Annotated in this window: 15 protein-coding genes, 1 tRNA gene and 1 pseudogene; 10 read left to right on the top strand and 7 right to left on the bottom strand. The window is 60.4% G+C overall.

Features of this window, described 5'->3' with window-relative positions; translation table 11 throughout:
* Positions 1 to 264: 264 nt before the first annotated feature.
* Both PSA7680_RS10520 and PSA7680_RS10515 read left to right on the top strand, forming a co-directional pair.
* Entirely contained in the window at positions 265 to 1,644 is a 1,380-nt protein-coding gene (locus PSA7680_RS10520) for a tyrosine-type recombinase/integrase (RefSeq protein WP_085868666.1), read from the top strand.
* Between the two features lie 153 nt (positions 1,645 to 1,797).
* Positions 1,798 to 2,955, top strand: coding sequence for an AAA family ATPase (locus tag PSA7680_RS10515; RefSeq protein ID WP_085868665.1), 1,158 nt, complete (start codon positions 1,798 to 1,800; stop codon positions 2,953 to 2,955).
* On the opposite strand, the gene PSA7680_RS10510 is transcribed toward PSA7680_RS10515, so the two are convergent.
* Positions 2,952 to 3,218 carry a hypothetical protein gene (locus PSA7680_RS10510; RefSeq protein WP_085868664.1) on the bottom strand — a complete coding sequence of 89 codons (267 nt, stop codon included), beginning with the start codon at positions 3,216 to 3,218 and terminating at the stop codon, positions 2,952 to 2,954. The two genes, PSA7680_RS10515 and PSA7680_RS10510, sit on opposite strands and share 4 nt — an antisense overlap.
* Before the next feature lie 94 nt (positions 3,219 to 3,312).
* Between PSA7680_RS10510 and PSA7680_RS19160 the strand changes: the two are divergent.
* A pseudogene (locus PSA7680_RS19160) lies at positions 3,313 to 3,864 on the top strand (MobA/MobL family protein); the annotation flags it as partial.
* Between the two features lie 178 nt (positions 3,865 to 4,042).
* Positions 4,043 to 4,360, top strand: coding sequence for a hypothetical protein (locus PSA7680_RS10495; RefSeq protein ID WP_085868663.1), 318 nt, complete (start codon positions 4,043 to 4,045; stop codon positions 4,358 to 4,360).
* 180 nt (positions 4,361 to 4,540) lie between these two features.
* Here the strand turns inward: PSA7680_RS10495 and PSA7680_RS10490 are convergent, their stop codons facing one another.
* Positions 4,541 to 4,744 (bottom strand): helix-turn-helix transcriptional regulator, encoded by a 204-nt coding sequence (locus PSA7680_RS10490; RefSeq protein WP_085868662.1) that lies wholly within the window; start codon positions 4,742 to 4,744, stop codon positions 4,541 to 4,543.
* A 191-nt stretch (positions 4,745 to 4,935) separates the two neighbouring features.
* On the opposite strand from PSA7680_RS10490, the gene PSA7680_RS10485 reads away from it, so the two are divergent.
* Positions 4,936 to 6,618, top strand: a complete 1,683-nt coding sequence (locus PSA7680_RS10485) for a site-specific DNA-methyltransferase (RefSeq protein WP_085868661.1) — start codon at positions 4,936 to 4,938, stop codon at positions 6,616 to 6,618.
* Between the two features lies 1 nt (position 6,619).
* On the top strand, positions 6,620 to 9,277 hold the full coding sequence (locus PSA7680_RS10480; RefSeq protein WP_176244118.1) for a DEAD/DEAH box helicase: 2,658 nt from the start codon (positions 6,620 to 6,622) through the stop codon (positions 9,275 to 9,277).
* Between the two features lie 114 nt (positions 9,278 to 9,391).
* On the opposite strand, the gene PSA7680_RS10475 is transcribed toward PSA7680_RS10480, so the two are convergent.
* A tRNA-Met gene (locus PSA7680_RS10475) sits at positions 9,392 to 9,468 on the bottom strand.
* 98 nt (positions 9,469 to 9,566) lie between these two features.
* Positions 9,567 to 10,241, bottom strand: coding sequence for a TetR/AcrR family transcriptional regulator (locus PSA7680_RS10470; protein ID WP_085868660.1), 675 nt, complete (start codon positions 10,239 to 10,241; stop codon positions 9,567 to 9,569).
* Positions 10,242 to 10,313: 72 nt separating this feature from the next.
* Between PSA7680_RS10470 and PSA7680_RS10465 the strand changes: the two genes are divergently transcribed.
* From PSA7680_RS10465 to PSA7680_RS10450, 4 genes are read left to right on the top strand one after another with little or no spacing between them, the layout of a single operon-like run.
* Positions 10,314 to 11,648: a flavin-containing monooxygenase gene (locus PSA7680_RS10465; protein WP_245824584.1), complete on the top strand. Its 1,335-nt coding sequence runs from the start codon at positions 10,314 to 10,316 to the stop codon at positions 11,646 to 11,648.
* Positions 11,645 to 12,547 (top strand): bile acid:sodium symporter family protein, encoded by a 903-nt coding sequence (locus PSA7680_RS10460; RefSeq protein WP_085868658.1) that lies wholly within the window; start codon positions 11,645 to 11,647, stop codon positions 12,545 to 12,547. Before PSA7680_RS10465 ends, PSA7680_RS10460 begins: the two co-directional genes overlap by 4 nt.
* Positions 12,544 to 13,473: an SDR family oxidoreductase gene (locus PSA7680_RS10455; RefSeq protein WP_085868657.1), complete on the top strand. Its 930-nt coding sequence runs from the start codon at positions 12,544 to 12,546 to the stop codon at positions 13,471 to 13,473. Before PSA7680_RS10460 ends, PSA7680_RS10455 begins: the two co-directional genes overlap by 4 nt.
* Positions 13,470 to 14,258, top strand: a complete 789-nt coding sequence (locus tag PSA7680_RS10450; protein ID WP_085868656.1) for an SDR family NAD(P)-dependent oxidoreductase — start codon at positions 13,470 to 13,472, stop codon at positions 14,256 to 14,258. Before PSA7680_RS10455 ends, PSA7680_RS10450 begins: the two co-directional genes overlap by 4 nt.
* 96 nt (positions 14,259 to 14,354) lie before the next feature.
* Here PSA7680_RS10450 and PSA7680_RS10445 read toward each other — a convergent pair whose 3' ends face one another.
* The 3 genes from PSA7680_RS10445 to purF all read right to left on the bottom strand — a co-directional run bounded on the left by PSA7680_RS10445 (position 14,355) and on the right by purF (position 17,036).
* The gene (locus tag PSA7680_RS10445) at positions 14,355 to 15,011 is read right to left on the bottom strand and encodes an SDR family NAD(P)-dependent oxidoreductase (RefSeq protein ID WP_085868655.1); all 657 of its coding nucleotides are present in this window, start codon (positions 15,009 to 15,011) and stop codon (positions 14,355 to 14,357) included.
* 68 nt (positions 15,012 to 15,079) lie between these two features.
* Positions 15,080 to 15,520 (bottom strand): DUF1284 domain-containing protein, encoded by a 441-nt coding sequence (locus PSA7680_RS10440; protein WP_085868654.1) that lies wholly within the window; start codon positions 15,518 to 15,520, stop codon positions 15,080 to 15,082.
* 52 nt (positions 15,521 to 15,572) lie between these two features.
* Positions 15,573 to 17,036 carry an amidophosphoribosyltransferase gene (purF, locus tag PSA7680_RS10435; protein ID WP_085868687.1) on the bottom strand — a complete coding sequence of 488 codons (1,464 nt, stop codon included), beginning with the start codon at positions 17,034 to 17,036 and terminating at the stop codon, positions 15,573 to 15,575.
* Positions 17,037 to 17,114 lie beyond the last annotated feature (78 nt).

Below are 17,114 nucleotides of genomic sequence, written 5' to 3'. Positions count from 1 at the left end.
ATTATGATTCCGCCCGAGATCGCTTCCTTCCTGGTGCAATCTGCGCCGACTTAAAACAGCTTGCGACCTCTTGAGACATTTAAGTGCCTGAAAAGAATATTTATTTTCATGCTTCGCTGTGTTGTCTTGGCAACAGACATTGTCTCACGCTGTCGCAGTCTGGATCAGGTAATCTAACGATTTTTGCAGTCCTCCGCAGTCCCATTCTGGGAAAGTGGATCAAGCCAAATTCGCTCCTGCAACAACAAGTGGCAAGGACGAACGATGACTGCAGAACCGAGAAAATCCAACAAAGTTGAGATTACTGACAAAACGGCAAAACACGCTGAGATCAGGCCCACTCGCTATCACATCAAAGATACCAAGGTAGAAGGTTTCACGCTGCGGGTCATGCCGAGCGGACGAAAGACAATGGCGGCGATGCTTCGGGACCACAAAGGCAAGATGCGCACTATCACCATCGGCACCTATCCCAAAATGTCGATCAAGGAAGGTCGTGAGCGGTGCCGGAAGATCGCTTATGGCTTGAAATATGGCGGTGAAGAGTTCGCAATGCCTGTCGGCACTCAGAAGAACGATCGCACTACTCTGATGCAGCTCTTGGTCGAGGTGCAGCCAGTGTTCGCAATAAACAAAAAGGGCTGGCGTCCGCGTGGTGGCCCCAACTCCAAAGCAAACATGCGTAGCACAATCGAATGCGTCTTCTTTCGACTGTTGCACAAGCCAGTTGAAGATATCACCGAAACTGACCTTGCCGCTTGCGCCAGCGCATACCAGCCTTCGCGGCCAGTAAATGGCAAAGCCAGCGCAAATGGTCAGGTTTCGAGAGCGTTGGCTTACCTTGCTCCTGTCTTCGATTGGGCGGCGCAACGCGGAGAATATTCCAAGGTAGGCGCAGGACGACTAAGAAAACTTGATGCTCCGGATGTTCATCGTGTTCATGACCCTTCGACTAATGACCCCAGCATTTCTGGTATCCGCGCGCGTGTTCTGTCGGAGGAAGAGTTGGCCCGGGTTCTCCCGTTGCTGACCTATCCGGCGCATCCTCACTTGCGCCGTCGGAATGTATCGCCGGAAAAGGACTTCGGACCGATTGCTATGAAGTTCCTATTCCTTACCCTGGCAAGGGTTAGCGAAGTGTCGAATGCAAAGTGGCGGGACATTAACTTCGATAGCGGCGTCTGGACCCGCATGGTCAAGGCAACAGAAGGTGGGGAACGGGAGGACAGCCTGCCGCTTTCGCGGGCTGCCTTGGATTTGTTGAAGTCGTTGCCCGGATACACGATGGCGACGCCAGATGACTTCGTTTTCCCGAACCGTGATGGCGGTATTCTATCCAACTGGAACAGAACCAGCCTCGCCATATTCAAGGCGAGCAAGACCGAGCGATGGACGCGGCACGATATTCGGAGAACAGGCTCGACGCTGTTAAAAGAACTCCGGACGCCGGTGGAGACCATTGATGCGATCCTTGCTCACCTGGACCCATTGGCGAAATCCGGCGCGAGTGGTTCAGCAAAACATTACCTGTCAGTCGTCCGGATTCTCGAAGGCGTTGAAGATCCAAGAGCTGAGGCCCTGAACAAACTGGCGCGGGCCTATGAGGTGATCGTTAGCGGCAGCAATGCCGGGGAAACTGCATAGGACAATCGGACGGACGGACGCCCCCCCTAAAAGGGCGGAGGCGTCCGTCCGTCCGAAAATGTTCCCATTTTGTTTTTCGTCCAGAGCAGACGGAGCCATATCACATTCGGCGCCCGAACCTGCGCCGAAAAAAACAAGCCTAAAAGGAAAAATATGAACCAATACAGCTACTTCAAAACCCCTCCCGCTGAGTTCCCCCCGCGCATTTTGGGGTGCGAAACCATTTCGGCCAACGCATTTCAGCCCGACCCAGATCCTGACTACATCGTGCAAAGGTTCTTGTTTCCCGGCGAAGTGAGCATGTTTGCCGGACCGTCCAACCTGGGAAAATCGGCAATCGTTGCCAGTATTGCCGCGCATGTTGCCATGGGGCGCGATTTCTGCGGTATGCGTGTGTCTCGCGCAGCTATACTTTATGTTGCCGCGGAGGCTGCAAAAGGTGTGCTGAAACGGGCATATCCGTTCCTGAGCCAAAGGTCTGCCAAGGCCGCCGCATTTGCAGTGTTGGACATGGCCGTAGATTTGTCCAACCAGCAGGAAGTTCAGAGGTTTGCGACCGATGCTGCGAACTTCCGCGATTATCATGGCTGCGAAAATCTAATGATTGTCTTCGACACATTGAACCTTTGCATGGGCGACGGTGATGAAAACTCGTCCAGAGACACTGGGCGTGTGTTGGCGAACGCGACCTATCTTGCGAAGACCACGAATGCCCATGTTCTGATCGTCCATCACATGGGGGCCTCGGAAACATCCAGGCCACGCGGATCAACCACCCTGACCGCTAATGTTGATACGGGCTTCACGCTCCACAAGGCCGATGACACGCAGCCCGATGGCACTGTGTTCATCCGCGTCCATAAGCAACGAGAAGACGAAAAGCCCGCACCGATGGCGTTCCAGATTAAAGGATTCGAGATCGGCAAAAATCGGCACGGTGAAAGAACCACGGTGCCATGGGCGGTTCCATTCAGGCCCGATAGTTCTCTGGTTGAAGAAAGCCCCACGAAGGCGAGCAAGAAGGCTGGTCCGACGATTTCCACCCTAAGGGCGAAGGACTTGCTCCGCGTCCTCACGGAGCTTCACAAGCAGGACGGCGGAGAATGGCACAAACCCAAAGAAATCGGCCAAATGTCTGGCGAGCCGTTCAACAGCATTCGCGGCAACGCCGACACCATGCGCAAAAAGGTTCGTGCGGCGTTGGATGCACTATTGGCCGAAGGCAGGATCGAAGAAAGCGGGAAAGGTGTCAGGCTGCGTTCAGGCGGCGCCAAGACGACGGATCAGAGTGCGCAAGGCCCGCTGCACTAACCCCGAGAAAGCCCCTGACTTCCTGCCTTGCCTTTGTTGCTTTGCGCCCCCGTCTCCGGGGGCGTTTTCTTTTGATGCAGCCCGACTCGATCCACGAACAGATCGGCGATTTCGTTTCCGATCCTGTCCATCGCGTCCAGGGACAGACAACCGAGATTGATATCAAGCATTCGATGTTTGCGGCAGTAGTTTGCGAGCATCATCAAAACCTGGCCGTTCTGCTTCCGCTTGTCGGCCAAGATGTCGAGTTTTTTCGATTGCATGGTCAGTTTCCTATTTCCCTGTCGAAAGGAGATAGGGAAGGCGCACAACGGATAAAAAGCTTCGCATTTTATCCCCGCCAACCTGATCAAGGAAATGGCACTGTTTTCGTTTCGACACTCGGTTAAGACCTTTTCAGAGAAGCGCACAGATGAAACCCGTGTCGCCAAACTCGGCCAAACTGCGGCGCATCTCCGATACATCACTCGCCCACAAGCGTCGCGGGTGGTCATTCAAGAACGACTTTCGGGAAACACCTACCCAGAGACTGCCGCCCAGGCCGAAGAAGAGGCCCAAAGGCGCAAAGGGCGCGTCTGTGAGCGCCTTGTGATAGCTTTGCCGGTGGAAGCCACCCCGGAACAGCGGGAGGCGCTGACACGGGCCTTTGCCGAGCGATTGAGCAAAGGCATTGCCGGGTATGTCGCAGCAATCCATGACCAACATGGCAACGACACAAAGAACCCGCACGCCCATTTCGTATTCTTCGATGTTCAGCAGAGGACCGGCGGGCGCGGCAGGCCCAAAAGCACCTTGGGGCTTGCACGGAAGAACGCCATCGAGGACGCCGCAAGAATGTGGGCCGAGCTTCACAACGAGATGATGCGCGGATGGGGGTTCGGCCCGGAGTCTGAGATCACCCACTTGTCATATGCAGACAGGGGCATCGACAAGATTCCGACGATACACGAAGGCGCAAGCGCTCGGGCATCGCCCAAAGGTAAGAAGGCAAGCAAAGAGAAATGGAAACGCATCGACCAAGGCCATACCCGCGCTGAAGCGAATGCCATCATTCGAGAAATCAACCTACTAAGAGAGGCACAAAACAATGCAAGAAGCATACGATTGGGAGCAGGCGATGGAGACGACGAGACGCAGCGCGGCGGCTGCATCGCAGAACAGCGAACATGCGGTAGCGGGGATGGCCAAGTTGCTCAGAGAGATCGACCGCCTTTCAAACAGGCAGTCCAAACTGACCGACACAATCGCCAGCTTGGAATCCACGCAGGCACAGCAGATTGCCCAAACCAAAGCACTCCTCAACCACGCCCAGGGCGACAACCGCCATTCCTGGCGGCTGCCCGCCTTGGGCTTGCTCGCCGTCTTCGCGGTGGGCGCCGTTTTCGGCGGGTTTATCGTGAGTTGATATTGTTGCGAGATACCTTGCGCGCCCGGCTCTTGCGTCGTGATGGGCCGAGCCGTCCAGAATCAAGTTTCCCCGACCAAGAAGCACATCGCCACCCGCCTACAATGACGAAGCCCCGCAGAGGCGGGGCTGAACGAGAGGTTTAGAAGAGGATGTAGAAGGGCGATCTGCCCGGGCAAGTCATGCGGCCATGTCGCCGCCCTGAGCAACGATCCGATTCAAATCGGAAACCCGCCAACGCGAAGAATGGCCCCGCTTGATCGGCTTGGGAAAATCGCCGCGTTCAATGTCGCGGTAGATGCTGGCTCGGGACCGGCAGAGCACGGCGCATACGGTTTTGATATCAACCAGGCGGTCAGTGATGGTTTGGGTTTGAGGTGTCATAGTCTTCCTTCTTTGGTTAGGCGGAAGCTATATTTCCTCTTTCCCCCAAATCCGAAGTCCGAAGCCAAAATTTTTTCCGAACGGTTGCATCTGCAAGCGCATTGCATCGTCTCTCCGGTAAGCGGTAGTCATGTAGGCAGATTTTCCCGGCCTGCAACCCCAGGCTACCGAGCAGAGAAGACAAAATCGACATGCCTACATTGGACTGGATCGGCAAGAAAGCCGTCGTCAATCATCACCGCGAAGTGCCCTACCGCCTTGTCCATTGCGATGGAGAGCTTTCGGCAGGCGACCCGGACGCCGCGAACCTGCTGGTGCAGGGCGATAATCTTGAAGCATTGAAGGCGCTGCTGCCCTACTACGCGGGCAAGGTAAAATGCATATACATCGACCCGCCTTACAACACCGGAAACGAAGGCTGGGTTTATAATGACAATGTGGCCTCGCCCGAGATCAAGGCGTGGCTGGGGAAGGTCGTCGGTAAAGAAGCCGAGGACCTATCGCGCCACGACAAGTGGCTTTGCATGATGTATCCGCGCTTGCGTCTGCTGCGAGAGTTTTTGCGGGAAGATGGGGTTATCGCAGTCTCTATTTCCGAAACTGAAATCAACAACCTCAAAATGATGATGACAGAGGTGTTCGGGGAGCAAAACTTTGTCGCCGAAGTGATCGTCGAATCAAATACGAGGGGTCAAACATACAAAGCCATTGCTCGCACTCACGAGTATTGCTTGATCTTTTCAAAATCCGACGCAGCGGAGTTGTCGGAAATATCCGACTTGGATCGTGCGTTTCCATTTTCTGATAACCGTGGTGGATATGAGCTTTGGGAACTGCGAAATCGAAACCCGCGCTTCAATCGAGAGAACCGCCCCAATCTTTATTTCCCTTTGTATGCCGACCCAGAACCTTTCCAACATGATCATCATCGTGTGGGACTAACACGCACCCATCCCGATCAAATCGAGGTGTATCCTGTAGATGGGAATGGGAACGACGACTGTTGGCGGTGGAGTGAAAATCTTATCAAGACAAAAGAACTTGGCGGGGAATCTCCTGACCTAATCGCTCGCCAGACGCGAAGTGGAAAATGGACCGTGTGGCAAAGAGCCCGAAAAAAAACAAAAAGTGCAAAATCGATCTTCCGGGGTAGTGAATATTTAAATGAGGCAGGCACAACTCTACTGTCTTCAATGGGAATGCGGGGTGAGTTTGATCACCCAAAGCCTATTGGGCTACTTCGCACGATCATTGAACTTGCAACCGATGAGGAAGATATCGTCTTGGACTCCTTTGCAGGTTCGGGAACGACCGGGCACGCGGTCCTTGATCTGAATAGGGCTGGTAATGGTAATCGCCAGTTCATACTCGTTGAAATGGACCAGCAGATCGCATCCAATGTTACAGCCAAGCGCTTGAAAATCGCGATTCAAGGATATGACAAGGGCGGCGACCCAAAGAAGCCCGTAGAGGGGCTTGGTGGCGGCTACCGTTATTGCCGCCTGGGCACACCGCTGTTCAACGAGTTCGGCGACATCCACGAAGCGGTGAGTTTTCCCGACCTTGCCGCGCATGTGTTCTTTTCTGAAACAGGCGCGCCATTGCCGAAAAAGGTGGATGGCTCCACCCCGCTGATCGGACAGCACAAGAACAAGATTGTCTATTTGCTGTTCTCGCCAGCCGAACAGGGCTTCCCCCGCGAAGCCGCCGGGAATGTGCTGACGCCGGATGCACTGGCCAGCTTGCCGTCCGCCCCCGAAGGCTTTGATGGCGAGCGTGTCGTCTATGCCGAGGGCTGCACAGTTTCGTCTGAGCGGCTGAAAGCCGAGGGCGTCGTGTTCAAGCAAATCCCTTATCAGATCGAGGGAGCTTGATATGGCTGCTGTGAATCTCGACCTGAAAGAATATCAGAAAACGGCACTCGACCGTTTCCGCAGTTATCTGCGCGACTGCAACAATGATGGATGCAATATTGCCTTTTACAAAGCAACTAACCTGCCTTACCGCGACGCCCCGGTGATTGCCCAGGGAACGCCCTATGTTTGCCTTCGCGTGCCGACAGGCGGCGGCAAGACGATCATGGCGGCGCATTCCGTGGGCATTGCTGCGCAGGAGTATTTGCAGGCTGCGAACCCGATGGTGCTGTGGCTTGTGCCATCGACGCCGATCCTTGAACAGACCGTTGCGGCCTTGAAGGATCCCGAACATCCCTATCGGGCGGCACTGGCCAAGGATTTCGGTCGGAATGTTTCGATACTGACCAAGGACGAAGCTTTGGCCATGTCCCGCGCCGATGCCGAGGGTGGGGCCTGCATCATCGTTTCAACGATCCAGTCTTTCCGGCGCGAAAACCCGAACGGAACCGAGAACACGGAAGGCTTGAAAGTCTATCAGGACGCGGGTGCTCTGATGGACCACTTCTCGGGCCTCTCAGAAGCGCAGGAAGCACGGTTGGAGAAGGTTGAAGGCACAAATCGCCCAGTGGCCTCACTGGCCAACCTGCTGCGCCTGCACCGGCCTATGGTGATCGTAGATGAGGCCCACAACGCCCGCACAGCACTGTCCTTCGACACGCTGGCGCGGTTCAGCCCTTCGCTGATTCTGGAACTGACGGCGACCCCGCAGACCGAGCACAACCCGGCCAAAGACAAGCACGCATCCAATATCCTCTATTCTGTTTCCGCCGCCGAGTTGAAGGCCGAGCAGATGATCAAAATGCCGATCAAGCTGACCACAGACCGGGATTGGCAGAAGACGATTGGCGCGGCGTTGGACTGCCAGGCAGCCTTGGAGGAAGCAGCAAAAGCGGAACAAGCTCAGACCGGTGAATACATCCGACCGTTGGTTCTATTTCAGGCGCAAAGCAACTCGGCCACCGATCCGACACGCCTGACCTACGACAAGATCGAGAAGTTTCTGCACGAAGACAAAGGCATACCGAATGACCAGATTGCGGTGCATTCCGGACCTCGTAAAGACCTGGATGACCATGACATTGCCGACCCAGAATGCCGGATCCGCTACATCATCACAGTGCAGAAGCTGAAAGAAGGCTGGGACTGCCCTTTTGCCTATGTGTTGTGTTCGGTTGCAGAGCAGGTTTCATCAACCGCCATTGAGCAAATCCTGGGCCGCGTCCTTCGGATGCCCAGGGCTAAGCTCAAGAACCGCCCAGCACTTAACCAGGCATACGCCTATGTTGCATCTGCCAGCTTCGACGCCACGGCTCAGAAGTTGAAAGACGGTCTTGTGGAGGGCGCGGGCTTCAACAAGCTTGAAGCCGCTGCGCTCATCGCCCCGCAAAGCGACATGGCCTTTGAGGAAGCAGCCAAAGAGTTTGAACACAGGTCCGATCCCCTGCCCGAGGATGATCTGCCGAACGAAGCTGTGCAGGAAGCCATTGAAAGGCTGCCAGCTTCTGTCAAACAGCGATTGACCTATGACTCGGAAAGCCGGTCCTTGGCGTTCAAAGGCCCCATGACCAAGGAAAGCCGGAACTTGATCCAGCTTGCCTTTGCCAAGTCCCCCAAAGCTGCGCCTGTTGTCGAACGCCTCTACGCAAAGACGAACAACTTTCAGACCTCGGCGGCAGAAGACATCGACAAGCCGCCATTCATCGTTCCGTTGCTGGGTTTCCGCAAACAGGGCGAGTTGCAGCTATTCAGCAAGGAGCATTTTCTTGACCTTCCCTGGCGGTTGGATCAATGCGACGCCTCGGATATCGTCAATCGGTTCAAAATCGTTGATGAAAGTCAGTCTGGGCAAATCGACATTTCCACAAGTGGCAAAGTAGAGATCGACTTTGCGCGGCGTGTTCAAGGGGAACTTGCCGCCGTCATCCAAGAACCGGCCTGGACTCTGCCCAGGCTTGCCAACTGGATCGATATCGGAATCAAACACCCGGATATCACCAAACCAAGCGCCGTCGTCTTCATCAGAAGCGCACTGAACAAGCTCATCGAGAACGGGTATGACTTGGATGTATTGGCTCGGAACAAGTATGACCTGCGCAAGGCTCTTGCAGGGTTCATTTCCGACCTGCGATCTAACCGGGAATCCGACAACTACGCCGCTTTGTTCGCCGCCCATGCCGACCAGTTCGACACCGGCGCCGAGCTATCTATGATATTCGACGAACAGAGCTACGCATTCAACCAGCCTTACGCTGGTGCAACAAATTTCAACAAGCATTACACCCCTTTGATCGGCGACCTGAAAGCCGAGGGGGAGGAGTTTGATTGCGCCGTGTATCTGGATCGACTGGACGCAGTGAAGTATTGGATTCGGAATGTCGAGAACAAGAAGACCTCTTTCTGGCTCCAACTACCGCACGGCAAGTTCTATCCAGATTTTGTGGCGATGCTGAACGATGGGCGCATCCTTGTGGTCGAATACAAGGGGGCGCACCTTTACGAAGCTGAGGAGGCCAAGCGCCAGATCGGGGAAGCTTGGGCAGAAGCCAGCAATGGCCAGTGCTTGTTCTGCATGCCTACCGATCGAAGATTTGACTTGATCGACAAGACAATCCGTTGAAAGCGAAATAGAATCAAAAGCGCCGGGGGTGCAGTCCCATTGCAGTCCCGGCGAAAAACTCGTTGGGAGGATTTTGGCTTCTGACTGCAAGCGCCTGATTTTTTAGGGAAGATTTGGTAGCGGAGGAGGGACTTGAACCCCCGACACGCGGATTATGATTCCGCTGCTCTAACCAACTGAGCTACTCCGCCGAGAACGAGGCGTGATTTATGGGAAGGGCCTGAGAGGGTCAAGGGCGAAAATCGCAGAAATCGCATTCCGGAGGCAGGTTTTTTCGCTGCCCCCGGCGTCAGCCGCGCGCCGGTGGCTGCGCGGGGCCGCAGGCATTGGCGAAACCGGCTTCGCAGAAGTCCAGCAGGGTGCCGCGCAGGGCCTCGGGCGCGGAGGGGCCGGCGAAGGCTTCGAGCCGCCACTGCGAGGTGCAGAGCGCCAGAAGCGCCGAGACGGTGAAGATCAGCCCTGCCGAAAGCCGCTCCGGCGGTGTGCCGGGCTGGCAGCGGGCGAGGGCGTCGAGGAACAGGCGGAAGGTCGGATCGAAGCAGGTTTCGGAGATGTCGCGCCAGCGCGGATCGGCCGAGACATGGGCGATGAGCCGGGCATAGGCGCCCCAATGAGCCGGGTCTTGCGCCATCAGTTCGATCAGCGGATCGGTGAAGGCCGCCAGCAGCGCCCGCAGATCGGCCCGTGGCCCCAAGGCTTCCAGCCGGGCGCGGCGGCGCTCTGCGAGCGCCTCGGCGCGGCGCTCCACCACGGCATGGAACAGCGCCTCCTTGCTGCCGCCGTGGTGATTCACCAGCGCGCCCTGCACGCCGGCCTCCCGGGCGATGTCGCGAATCGAAGCGCCGTCGAATCCCCGCGCCGCAAAGAGCTGTTCCGCGGCGTCGAAGATGCGCGCGCGGGTCTGGAGCGCGCGCTTGCTGGGGGCTCTTTGGCGTTGTTTTTCGGGCGAAATCTCTTGGCTCATGAAACCAGCTTGCACTATTTTTAACGATTGTTCAATCTAAGCGGCGCGAGGAGTTTTGGGAGGAAACGCACCGTGACTGCACAACAGGCAGCGCCGCAAGAGGCGTGCTTTGCCCTGATCGGGGCAGGCCCGATGGGGCTGGCGATGGCAAAGGTTCTGAAGGAACAGGGCATCGCATTTCAGGGATTCGAGCTGCATTCGGATGTGGGCGGACTGTGGGACATCGATGGCCCGCGCTCCACGATGTATGAAACCGCGCATCTGATCTCGTCCAAGAAGATGACGGAATTCGCGGATTTCCCGATGCCCGAGCATGTGGCGGAATACCCCTCCCACCGGGAGCTGCGGCAGTATTTCCGCGATTTCGCACAGAATTTCGGGCTTTACGAGCATTACCGCTTCAACAGCGAGGTGCTCTCGGCCGAGCCGCTCGGCAAGAGCGGCGAGGGCTGGCGGCTGCGCTGGCGCGATGGCGAAGGCGCCGAGCATGAGGGCGTCTTCGCGGGGGTGATGATCGCCAACGGCACCCTGTCGGAGCCGAACCGACCGCGCTTCGAGGGCGCCTTCACCGGCGAGATGATGCACGCCTGCGATTATCGCGATCCCAAGGTGTTCGACGGCAAGCGCGTGCTGATCGTGGGGGCGGGCAACTCCGGCTGCGACATCGCGGTGGATGCGATCCATCACGGACTGTCCTGCGATCTCTCGATGCGGCGGGGCTACTACTTCGTGCCGAAATACGTCTTCGGGAAACCCGCCGACACGATGGGCGGGCTGATCAAGCTACCGATGGGCCTGAAGCGCAAGATCGACGGGATGATCCTGAAGTGGTTCGTGGGGGATCCGCAGAAATACGGCTTCCCCAAGCCCGACTACCAGCTCTACGAAAGCCACCCGGTGGTGAACTCGCTGATCCTGTTCCATGCCGGCCATGGCGACATCACCGTGCGCCCCGACATCGCGCGGCTCGATGGCAAGACGGTGCATTACGTGGACGGCACCTCGGCGGAGTATGATCTGATCCTCACCGCAACGGGCTACCTGCTGCACTACCCGTTCATCGACAGGGAACTGCTGAACTGGCAGGGCGACGCGCCGCATCTCTACCTGAACTGCATGCACCCCGAGCGCGACGATCTCTTCGTGCTGGGCATGGTCGAGGCGTCGGGCCTCGGCTGGCAGGGGCGCCACGAGCAGGCCGAGATGATCGCGCGCTACATCAACGGCCTCAAGAGCGGCGCCGCGGCGGCAAAGGCGATCCAGGCGGAGAAGGCGAAGGGCTTTGCGCGCGAGACCGGCGGCACCAACTACCTGAAGCTTCCGCGCATGGCCTACTACGTGGACAAGGCCAGCTACCGCAAGGCGGTGACGGGCTGGATCCGCAAGCTGGGCGGGGCGGCGCAATGAGCGACGTCGATGACATCCTGCTGAATTTCAGCCCCGGCAGCCTCACGCTGCTCAACGCCATCCTGGCCATCGTGATCTTCTCGGTGGCGCTCGACCTGCGCCCAAGCGATTTCCGCCGCCTTGTCCAAACGCCGCGCCCGCTGCTCACGGGGCTTGCCTCGCAGTTCCTGCTGCTGCCGGTGCTGACCTTCGGGCTCGTGCTGCTCACGCAGCCGCGCGCCTCCATCGCTCTGGGGCTGATGCTGGTGGCGGCCTGTCCGGGCGGCAACATCTCCAATTTCATCACCCATCGCGCCGGCGGCAATGCCGCGCTTTCGGTATCGATGACGGCCATCGCCACGGTTTCGGCCATCGTGATGACGCCGCTCAACATCGCCTTCTGGGGCAGCCTCTACGGCCCCACTCGGGAAATCCTCGAAGCCACGCGGATCGATCCGGTGCAGGTGGCGATCACGGTGCTGCTGATGCTGGTGCTGCCGCTGATCCTCGGCGTGACGCTCAACGGCAAACGGCCGGATTGGGCGGCCAAGGTGCGCCGTCCGTTGCAGAACCTCTCGATGCTGATCTTCGTGGCCTTCATCGTGCTGGCGCTGGCGGCGAACTGGAGCTTCTTCCTCGCCTACGCGCCGCTGGTCGCGGGGCTCGTGGTGATCCACAACAGCCTTGCGCTGGCGGGGGGCTACGGGCTGGCGACTCTGGCGCGGCTCACCCCCTACGACAGGCGCGCGGTGACGATCGAGACGGGCATCCAGAACTCCGGCCTTGGCCTGATCCTGATCTTCTCCTTCTTCGGCGGGCTGGGCGGCATGGCCGTCGTGGCGGCCTTCTGGGGGATCTGGCACGCGATCTCGGGCATCGCGCTCGCCGCGCTGATGAACCGCACGGAGGCCGCACGATGAGCCGGATCCTGATCACCGGCGCCGCCGGCACGGTGGGGCGCGCCCTGCTACAGGAACTGGCCGGCACCGATCACGAGGTCATCGCGACCGATCTCGCCGCGCCCCAAGCGCTGCCCGATGGGATGCAGTTCGAGGTGATGGACGTTACGGGCCGCGACCCGGAGCGGCTGATCGCGCGGCTGCGGCCCGAGGTGGTGATCCACCTGGCCTCCATCGTCGGGCCGATGGCGCGCGAAAAGGCCTTCAAGGTGGATGTGACCGGCTCGCGCAACGTGCTGTCGGCCTGCGTGCGCCACGGGGTGCGGCGGCTCGTCGTCACCTCTTCCGGCGCGGCCTACGGCTACCACGCCGACAACCCGAAATGGCTGCGCGAGTCCGATCCGCTCCGGGGCAACCCGGAATTCGCCTACAGCGATCACAAGCGGCAGGTGGAAGAGATGCTGGCCACCGCCCGCAAGGAGCACCCCGCGCTCGAACAGGTGGTGCTGCGCGTCGGCACGGTGCTGGGCGAGGGTGTCGAGAACCAGATCACCGCGCTCTTCCACAAGAAGCGCCTGCTGGCGGTGAAGGGCAGCGACAGCCCTTTCGTCTTCATCTGGACGCGCGATCTTGCCCGCATCCTCGCCCGCGCCGCGGGGGAGGGCCCGCCAGGCATCTACAACGTGGCCGGGGATGGGGCGATGTCGGTCTCCGACCTGGCGCAGGCGATGGGCAAGCGGGTGCTGAACCTGCCGGCGGGCGCTCTGAAGGCGGCGCTGGCGGTAGCGAAGCCGCTCGGGCTGTCGCGCTACGGTCCCGAGCAGGTGCGCTTCCTGCAATACCGCCCCGTGCTGGCCAATGACGCGTTGAAGGAAACATTCGGATACACGCCGGAGTGCAGCAGCCGAGAGGCTTTCGTGATCTGGCAGAAGGGGGCAGGGCTGTGAACTGCAAGAAGACAGCGGTCATCACCGGCGGGGCCGGGGGGCTCGGCAGGGCGCTCGACGAGGGGCTGCGCGCGCGCGGCTGGGCCACGGTGCTGGTGGATCTGCCCGGCCCTGCGCTCGAAGGGCTGGAGGAGCTGCCCGACCGGCGCACCATGGCCTGCGATCTGACGGATGCGTCCGCGCTGGCGGCGCTCTGCACCGATCTGCGCGCGCATTGCCGCAGCATCGACCTGGTGATCTACAACGCCGGCGTCACCCAGATCACCCTGGCCGCCGAGACCGCCGAGGCGGCTCATCGCAAGGTGTTCGACATCAACTACTTCGCCGCGGTGAACATGGCCCGCGCGCTGATCGAAGATCTGCGCCGGGCGCGCGGCACGCATCTGGCCATCTCATCGGTGGCGGGCTTCGCGCCGCTCTACAGCCGCACGGCCTATGCAGCCAGCAAGCACGCGGTGGAGGGCTACTTCAAATCCCTGCGCAGCGAGGAACGCGAGCACGGGGTGCGCGTGGCGATCGCCGCGCCGAGCTTCGTGGCCACCAACATCGGCAACCCCGAACACCGCGAGGGTGGCATCTCCCGCCCCGGCGCGGCGACGGACGGGATGGATTACATGCCGCCGGACGCAGCGGCCGAGGTGATCCTGAAAGGGCTCGAGAAGGGGCGGGATTTCATCCCTGTGGGGCGTATTGCGCGGCTGGCCTATGGGCTGAACCGGCTGTCGCCCGCGCTCTATCAGCGGCTTATGGAGCGCAATATCAAAGGTGACGAGGCCGGTTCTTAAGCGAAAAGCGGCCGCCCGGGTGGGCGCGTTTACGCGTCCGCCGTGGGGCGGGCGGACGCGGGCCTGCCGCTGGCGCGACAGGCCGAAAAGAATTTTCTAAATAATCCCCGCCAGAAGCCGCTTGGCTTCCTCCGCGGGGCTTGCCAGCACGTTGCGATCCTCACCGGGGAAGAACCGTGCGCGGGTGGCGGTGGCCATGGGGGCAGGCGCAAGGATATGCACCTTGGGGCCGGTCTTTTCCGTCTCGGCCTTCCAGCTGTGGGCGAGCGCCATGCCCGCGGCCTTGCTGGCCCCGTAGGCGCCGAAGAACTTCTGCCCGGCGCGATCGTCCTCGAAGAAGATCGCCTGCCCCTGCCGTGCCAGCAGCAAGGGCTCCACGAAGCCGATCAGCCGGCCCACGGCGCGGGTGTTCACCGCGAGGCTCTTCTCCCAATCCTTCTGGGCGATGTGGCCCGCCGGGCTCAGCGGCGCGGCGTGGATGGCCGCGTGCGCCCAGACATCGAGCCCGCCCCAGCGATCGTGGATCGAGCGGCACAGGTGCATCATGGCCTCGTCCAGCGTCACGTCCATCGGCGCGAGCGTGGCCGAGCCGCCGGCCGCCTGGATGCGGTCGTCGAGTTCCTCAAGCGCGCCGGTCGTGCGCCCGACGGCGATCACGTGGTAGCCCTTCGTGGCCAGTTCGTAGGCCACGGCGTTGCCCAGACCGCGCGAAGCGCCGGTCACCAATGCGGTTTTTTCGGTGTTCTCAGTCATGGCGCTGCTTTGCACCCTGAACGCGGGCAAGGCAAGCCCCCAGCGCCGCTTGCGCGGATTTGTCAGCGTCAGGGGCGGGAGGCCTCTTCCTGCAACCGCGCGACGGCGGCCTTGCAGACGTCCAACTCCAGCCATTGGCAGCCGGCGCAGATTTCGTCCAGCCGGTCGGGGTGGACGCGCCGCCGGATCCGCTTCAGCGCCTCCCCCCAGGTGAGCTTCTCGCCCACTTCGAGCCCCAGCGCGGCGGCATGGCGCGCATCCAGCGCGGCGATCTTGGGCTGATCGGTGCAGAGATCCTCGCGCCGCATGGGGCAGGGGGCGCAGATGTCGTCGGTGCGGTCCACCACCTCGATGATCACGCCCTCGCCGTAGCGCGCCCGCAGCCGGCCCATGACGATGGCCGTCATGTTGGCTGTGAACCCGTCGGAATAGCCCTTGCCCTCGTAGCCCAGCGAGCAGAGAAAGTGGTGCGGGCGATACCGCAGGGGGGTGGGGCGTTGTGCGCTCATGGGCCGGGCTTGCCGCATGGGCGGCCCCGCCGTCAAGAAAAACGCGGCGCGATTACTCGGCCGCCTTCAGCGCGAACCCCTTCTCGATCATGTCGGAAGGGGCCACGGGATACTCGCCCGAGAAGCAGGCGTCGCAATAGGCCGGGTTGGCGGCATCGCGGCCCTTGGCCTCGCCCGCGGCGCGGTAGAGACCGTCCAGCGAGATGAAGCGCAGCGAATCCACGCCGAGATATTCGCACATCTCGTCTTCCGTCATCTTCGCGGCCAGCAGCTTCTCGCGGTCCGGCGTGTCCACGCCGTAGAAGCAGGGCCAGGCGGTGGGCGGCGAGGCGATGCGGAAGTGCACTTCCTTGGCGCCGGCATCGAGAATCATGTCCTTGATCTTGCGCGAGGTGGTGCCGCGCACCACGGAATCGTCCACCAGCACCACGCGCTTGCCCTTGATCAGGGCGCGGTTGACGTTGAGCTTCAGGCGCACGCCCATGTTGCGGATCTGTTCGGTGGGCTCGATGAAGGTGCGGCCCATGTACTGGTTGCGGATGATCCCCATCGCATAAGGGATGCCGCTTTCCTGCGAGAAGCCGATGGCCGCGGGCGTGCCGGAATCCGGCACCGGGCAGACGAGATCGGCCTCCACCGGGGTTTCGCGCGCCAGTTCCACGCCGATCTGGCGGCGGGTTTCATAGACGGAGCGCCCCTGAAGGATCGAATCCGGGCGGCTGAAATAGACGTGTTCGAACACGCAGAAGCGGGGCTTCTTCGGCTCGAAGGGGCGGAAGCTCTCGATCTCGCCATCCTGGATCACCACCATCTCGCCGGGCTCGATCTCGCGCATGAACTCCGCGCCGATGATGTCGAGCGCGCAGGTCTCGCTGGCCAGCGCGTAGCCTTCGCCGATCCGGCCCAGCACCAGCGGGCGCACGCCGAGGGGGTCGCGCACGCCGATCAGCTTGGTGCGCGTCATCGCCACGATGGAGAAGGCGCCTTCCACCCGGCGCAGCGCGTCCTTCATGCGCTCGGCGATGGAGCGCTGGAGCGAGCGCGCCATCAGGTGGATGATGCATTCGGAATCCGATGAGCTCTGGAAGATCGAGCCGCGCTCGATCAGCTCGCGGCGCAGGGCGTTCGCGTTCGTCAGGTTGCCGTTGTGGGCGATCGCCGCGCCGCCCATGGCGAATTCGCCGAAGAAGGGCTGCACGTCGCGGATCGCCGTCTGCCCCTTGGAGCCGGCCGTGGAGTAGCGCACGTGGCCGATGGAGAGCGGCCCGGGCAGGGTTTCCATCAGGCTGGCTTCGGTGAAATTGTCCCGGACGTAGCCGAAGCGGCGGGCGGAGTTGAAGCCCTGGACCGGATCATGGGCGACGATGCCGCCGGCCTCCTGGCCCCTGTGTTGCAGGGCGTGCAGCCCGAGGGCGACGAAATTCGCCGCATCCTTGACGCCGATGACGCCGAAGACGCCGCACTCCTCTTTCAGCTTGTCATCGTCGAACGGATGGCTGGGGGGCAATTCACGCATCTGGGCAGCGGCTCCGAATCCCATGGCTGAGCAGTTGGCCCCCTCATAAGACGTTCGGGCCTGAGTGTCACGAAAGGA

It is taken from the genome of Pseudoruegeria aquimaris (assembly GCF_900172235.1).
In the GTDB taxonomy this organism is placed as follows: Bacteria; Pseudomonadota; Alphaproteobacteria; order Rhodobacterales; family Rhodobacteraceae; genus Pseudoruegeria; species Pseudoruegeria aquimaris.
The sequence above is the reverse complement of the archived record's forward strand: the minus strand, read 5'-3'. Positions and strand labels throughout refer to the sequence as shown.

Coding starts and splice junctions, on each gene's coding strand:
- PSA7680_RS10490 (WP_085868662.1), bottom strand. CDS start 4,744: ATGACACCTCAAACCCAAACCATCACTGACCGCCTGGTTGATATCAAA.
- PSA7680_RS10510 (WP_085868664.1), bottom strand. CDS start 3,218: ATGCAATCGAAAAAACTCGACATCTTGGCCGACAAGCGGAAGCAGAAC.
- PSA7680_RS10445 (WP_085868655.1), bottom strand. CDS start 15,011: ATGACTGAGAACACCGAAAAAACCGCATTGGTGACCGGCGCTTCGCGC.
- PSA7680_RS10515 (WP_085868665.1), top strand. CDS start 1,798: ATGAACCAATACAGCTACTTCAAAACCCCTCCCGCTGAGTTCCCCCCG.
- PSA7680_RS10480 (WP_176244118.1), top strand. CDS start 6,620: ATGGCTGCTGTGAATCTCGACCTGAAAGAATATCAGAAAACGGCACTC.
- PSA7680_RS10495 (WP_085868663.1), top strand. CDS start 4,043: ATGCAAGAAGCATACGATTGGGAGCAGGCGATGGAGACGACGAGACGC.
- PSA7680_RS10470 (WP_085868660.1), bottom strand. CDS start 10,241: ATGAGCCAAGAGATTTCGCCCGAAAAACAACGCCAAAGAGCCCCCAGC.
- PSA7680_RS10485 (WP_085868661.1), top strand. CDS start 4,936: ATGCCTACATTGGACTGGATCGGCAAGAAAGCCGTCGTCAATCATCAC.
- PSA7680_RS10460 (WP_085868658.1), top strand. CDS start 11,645: ATGAGCGACGTCGATGACATCCTGCTGAATTTCAGCCCCGGCAGCCTC.
- PSA7680_RS10520 (WP_085868666.1), top strand. CDS start 265: ATGACTGCAGAACCGAGAAAATCCAACAAAGTTGAGATTACTGACAAA.
- PSA7680_RS10440 (WP_085868654.1), bottom strand. CDS start 15,520: ATGAGCGCACAACGCCCCACCCCCCTGCGGTATCGCCCGCACCACTTT.
- PSA7680_RS10455 (WP_085868657.1), top strand. CDS start 12,544: ATGAGCCGGATCCTGATCACCGGCGCCGCCGGCACGGTGGGGCGCGCC.
- purF (WP_085868687.1), bottom strand. CDS start 17,036: ATGCGTGAATTGCCCCCCAGCCATCCGTTCGACGATGACAAGCTGAAA.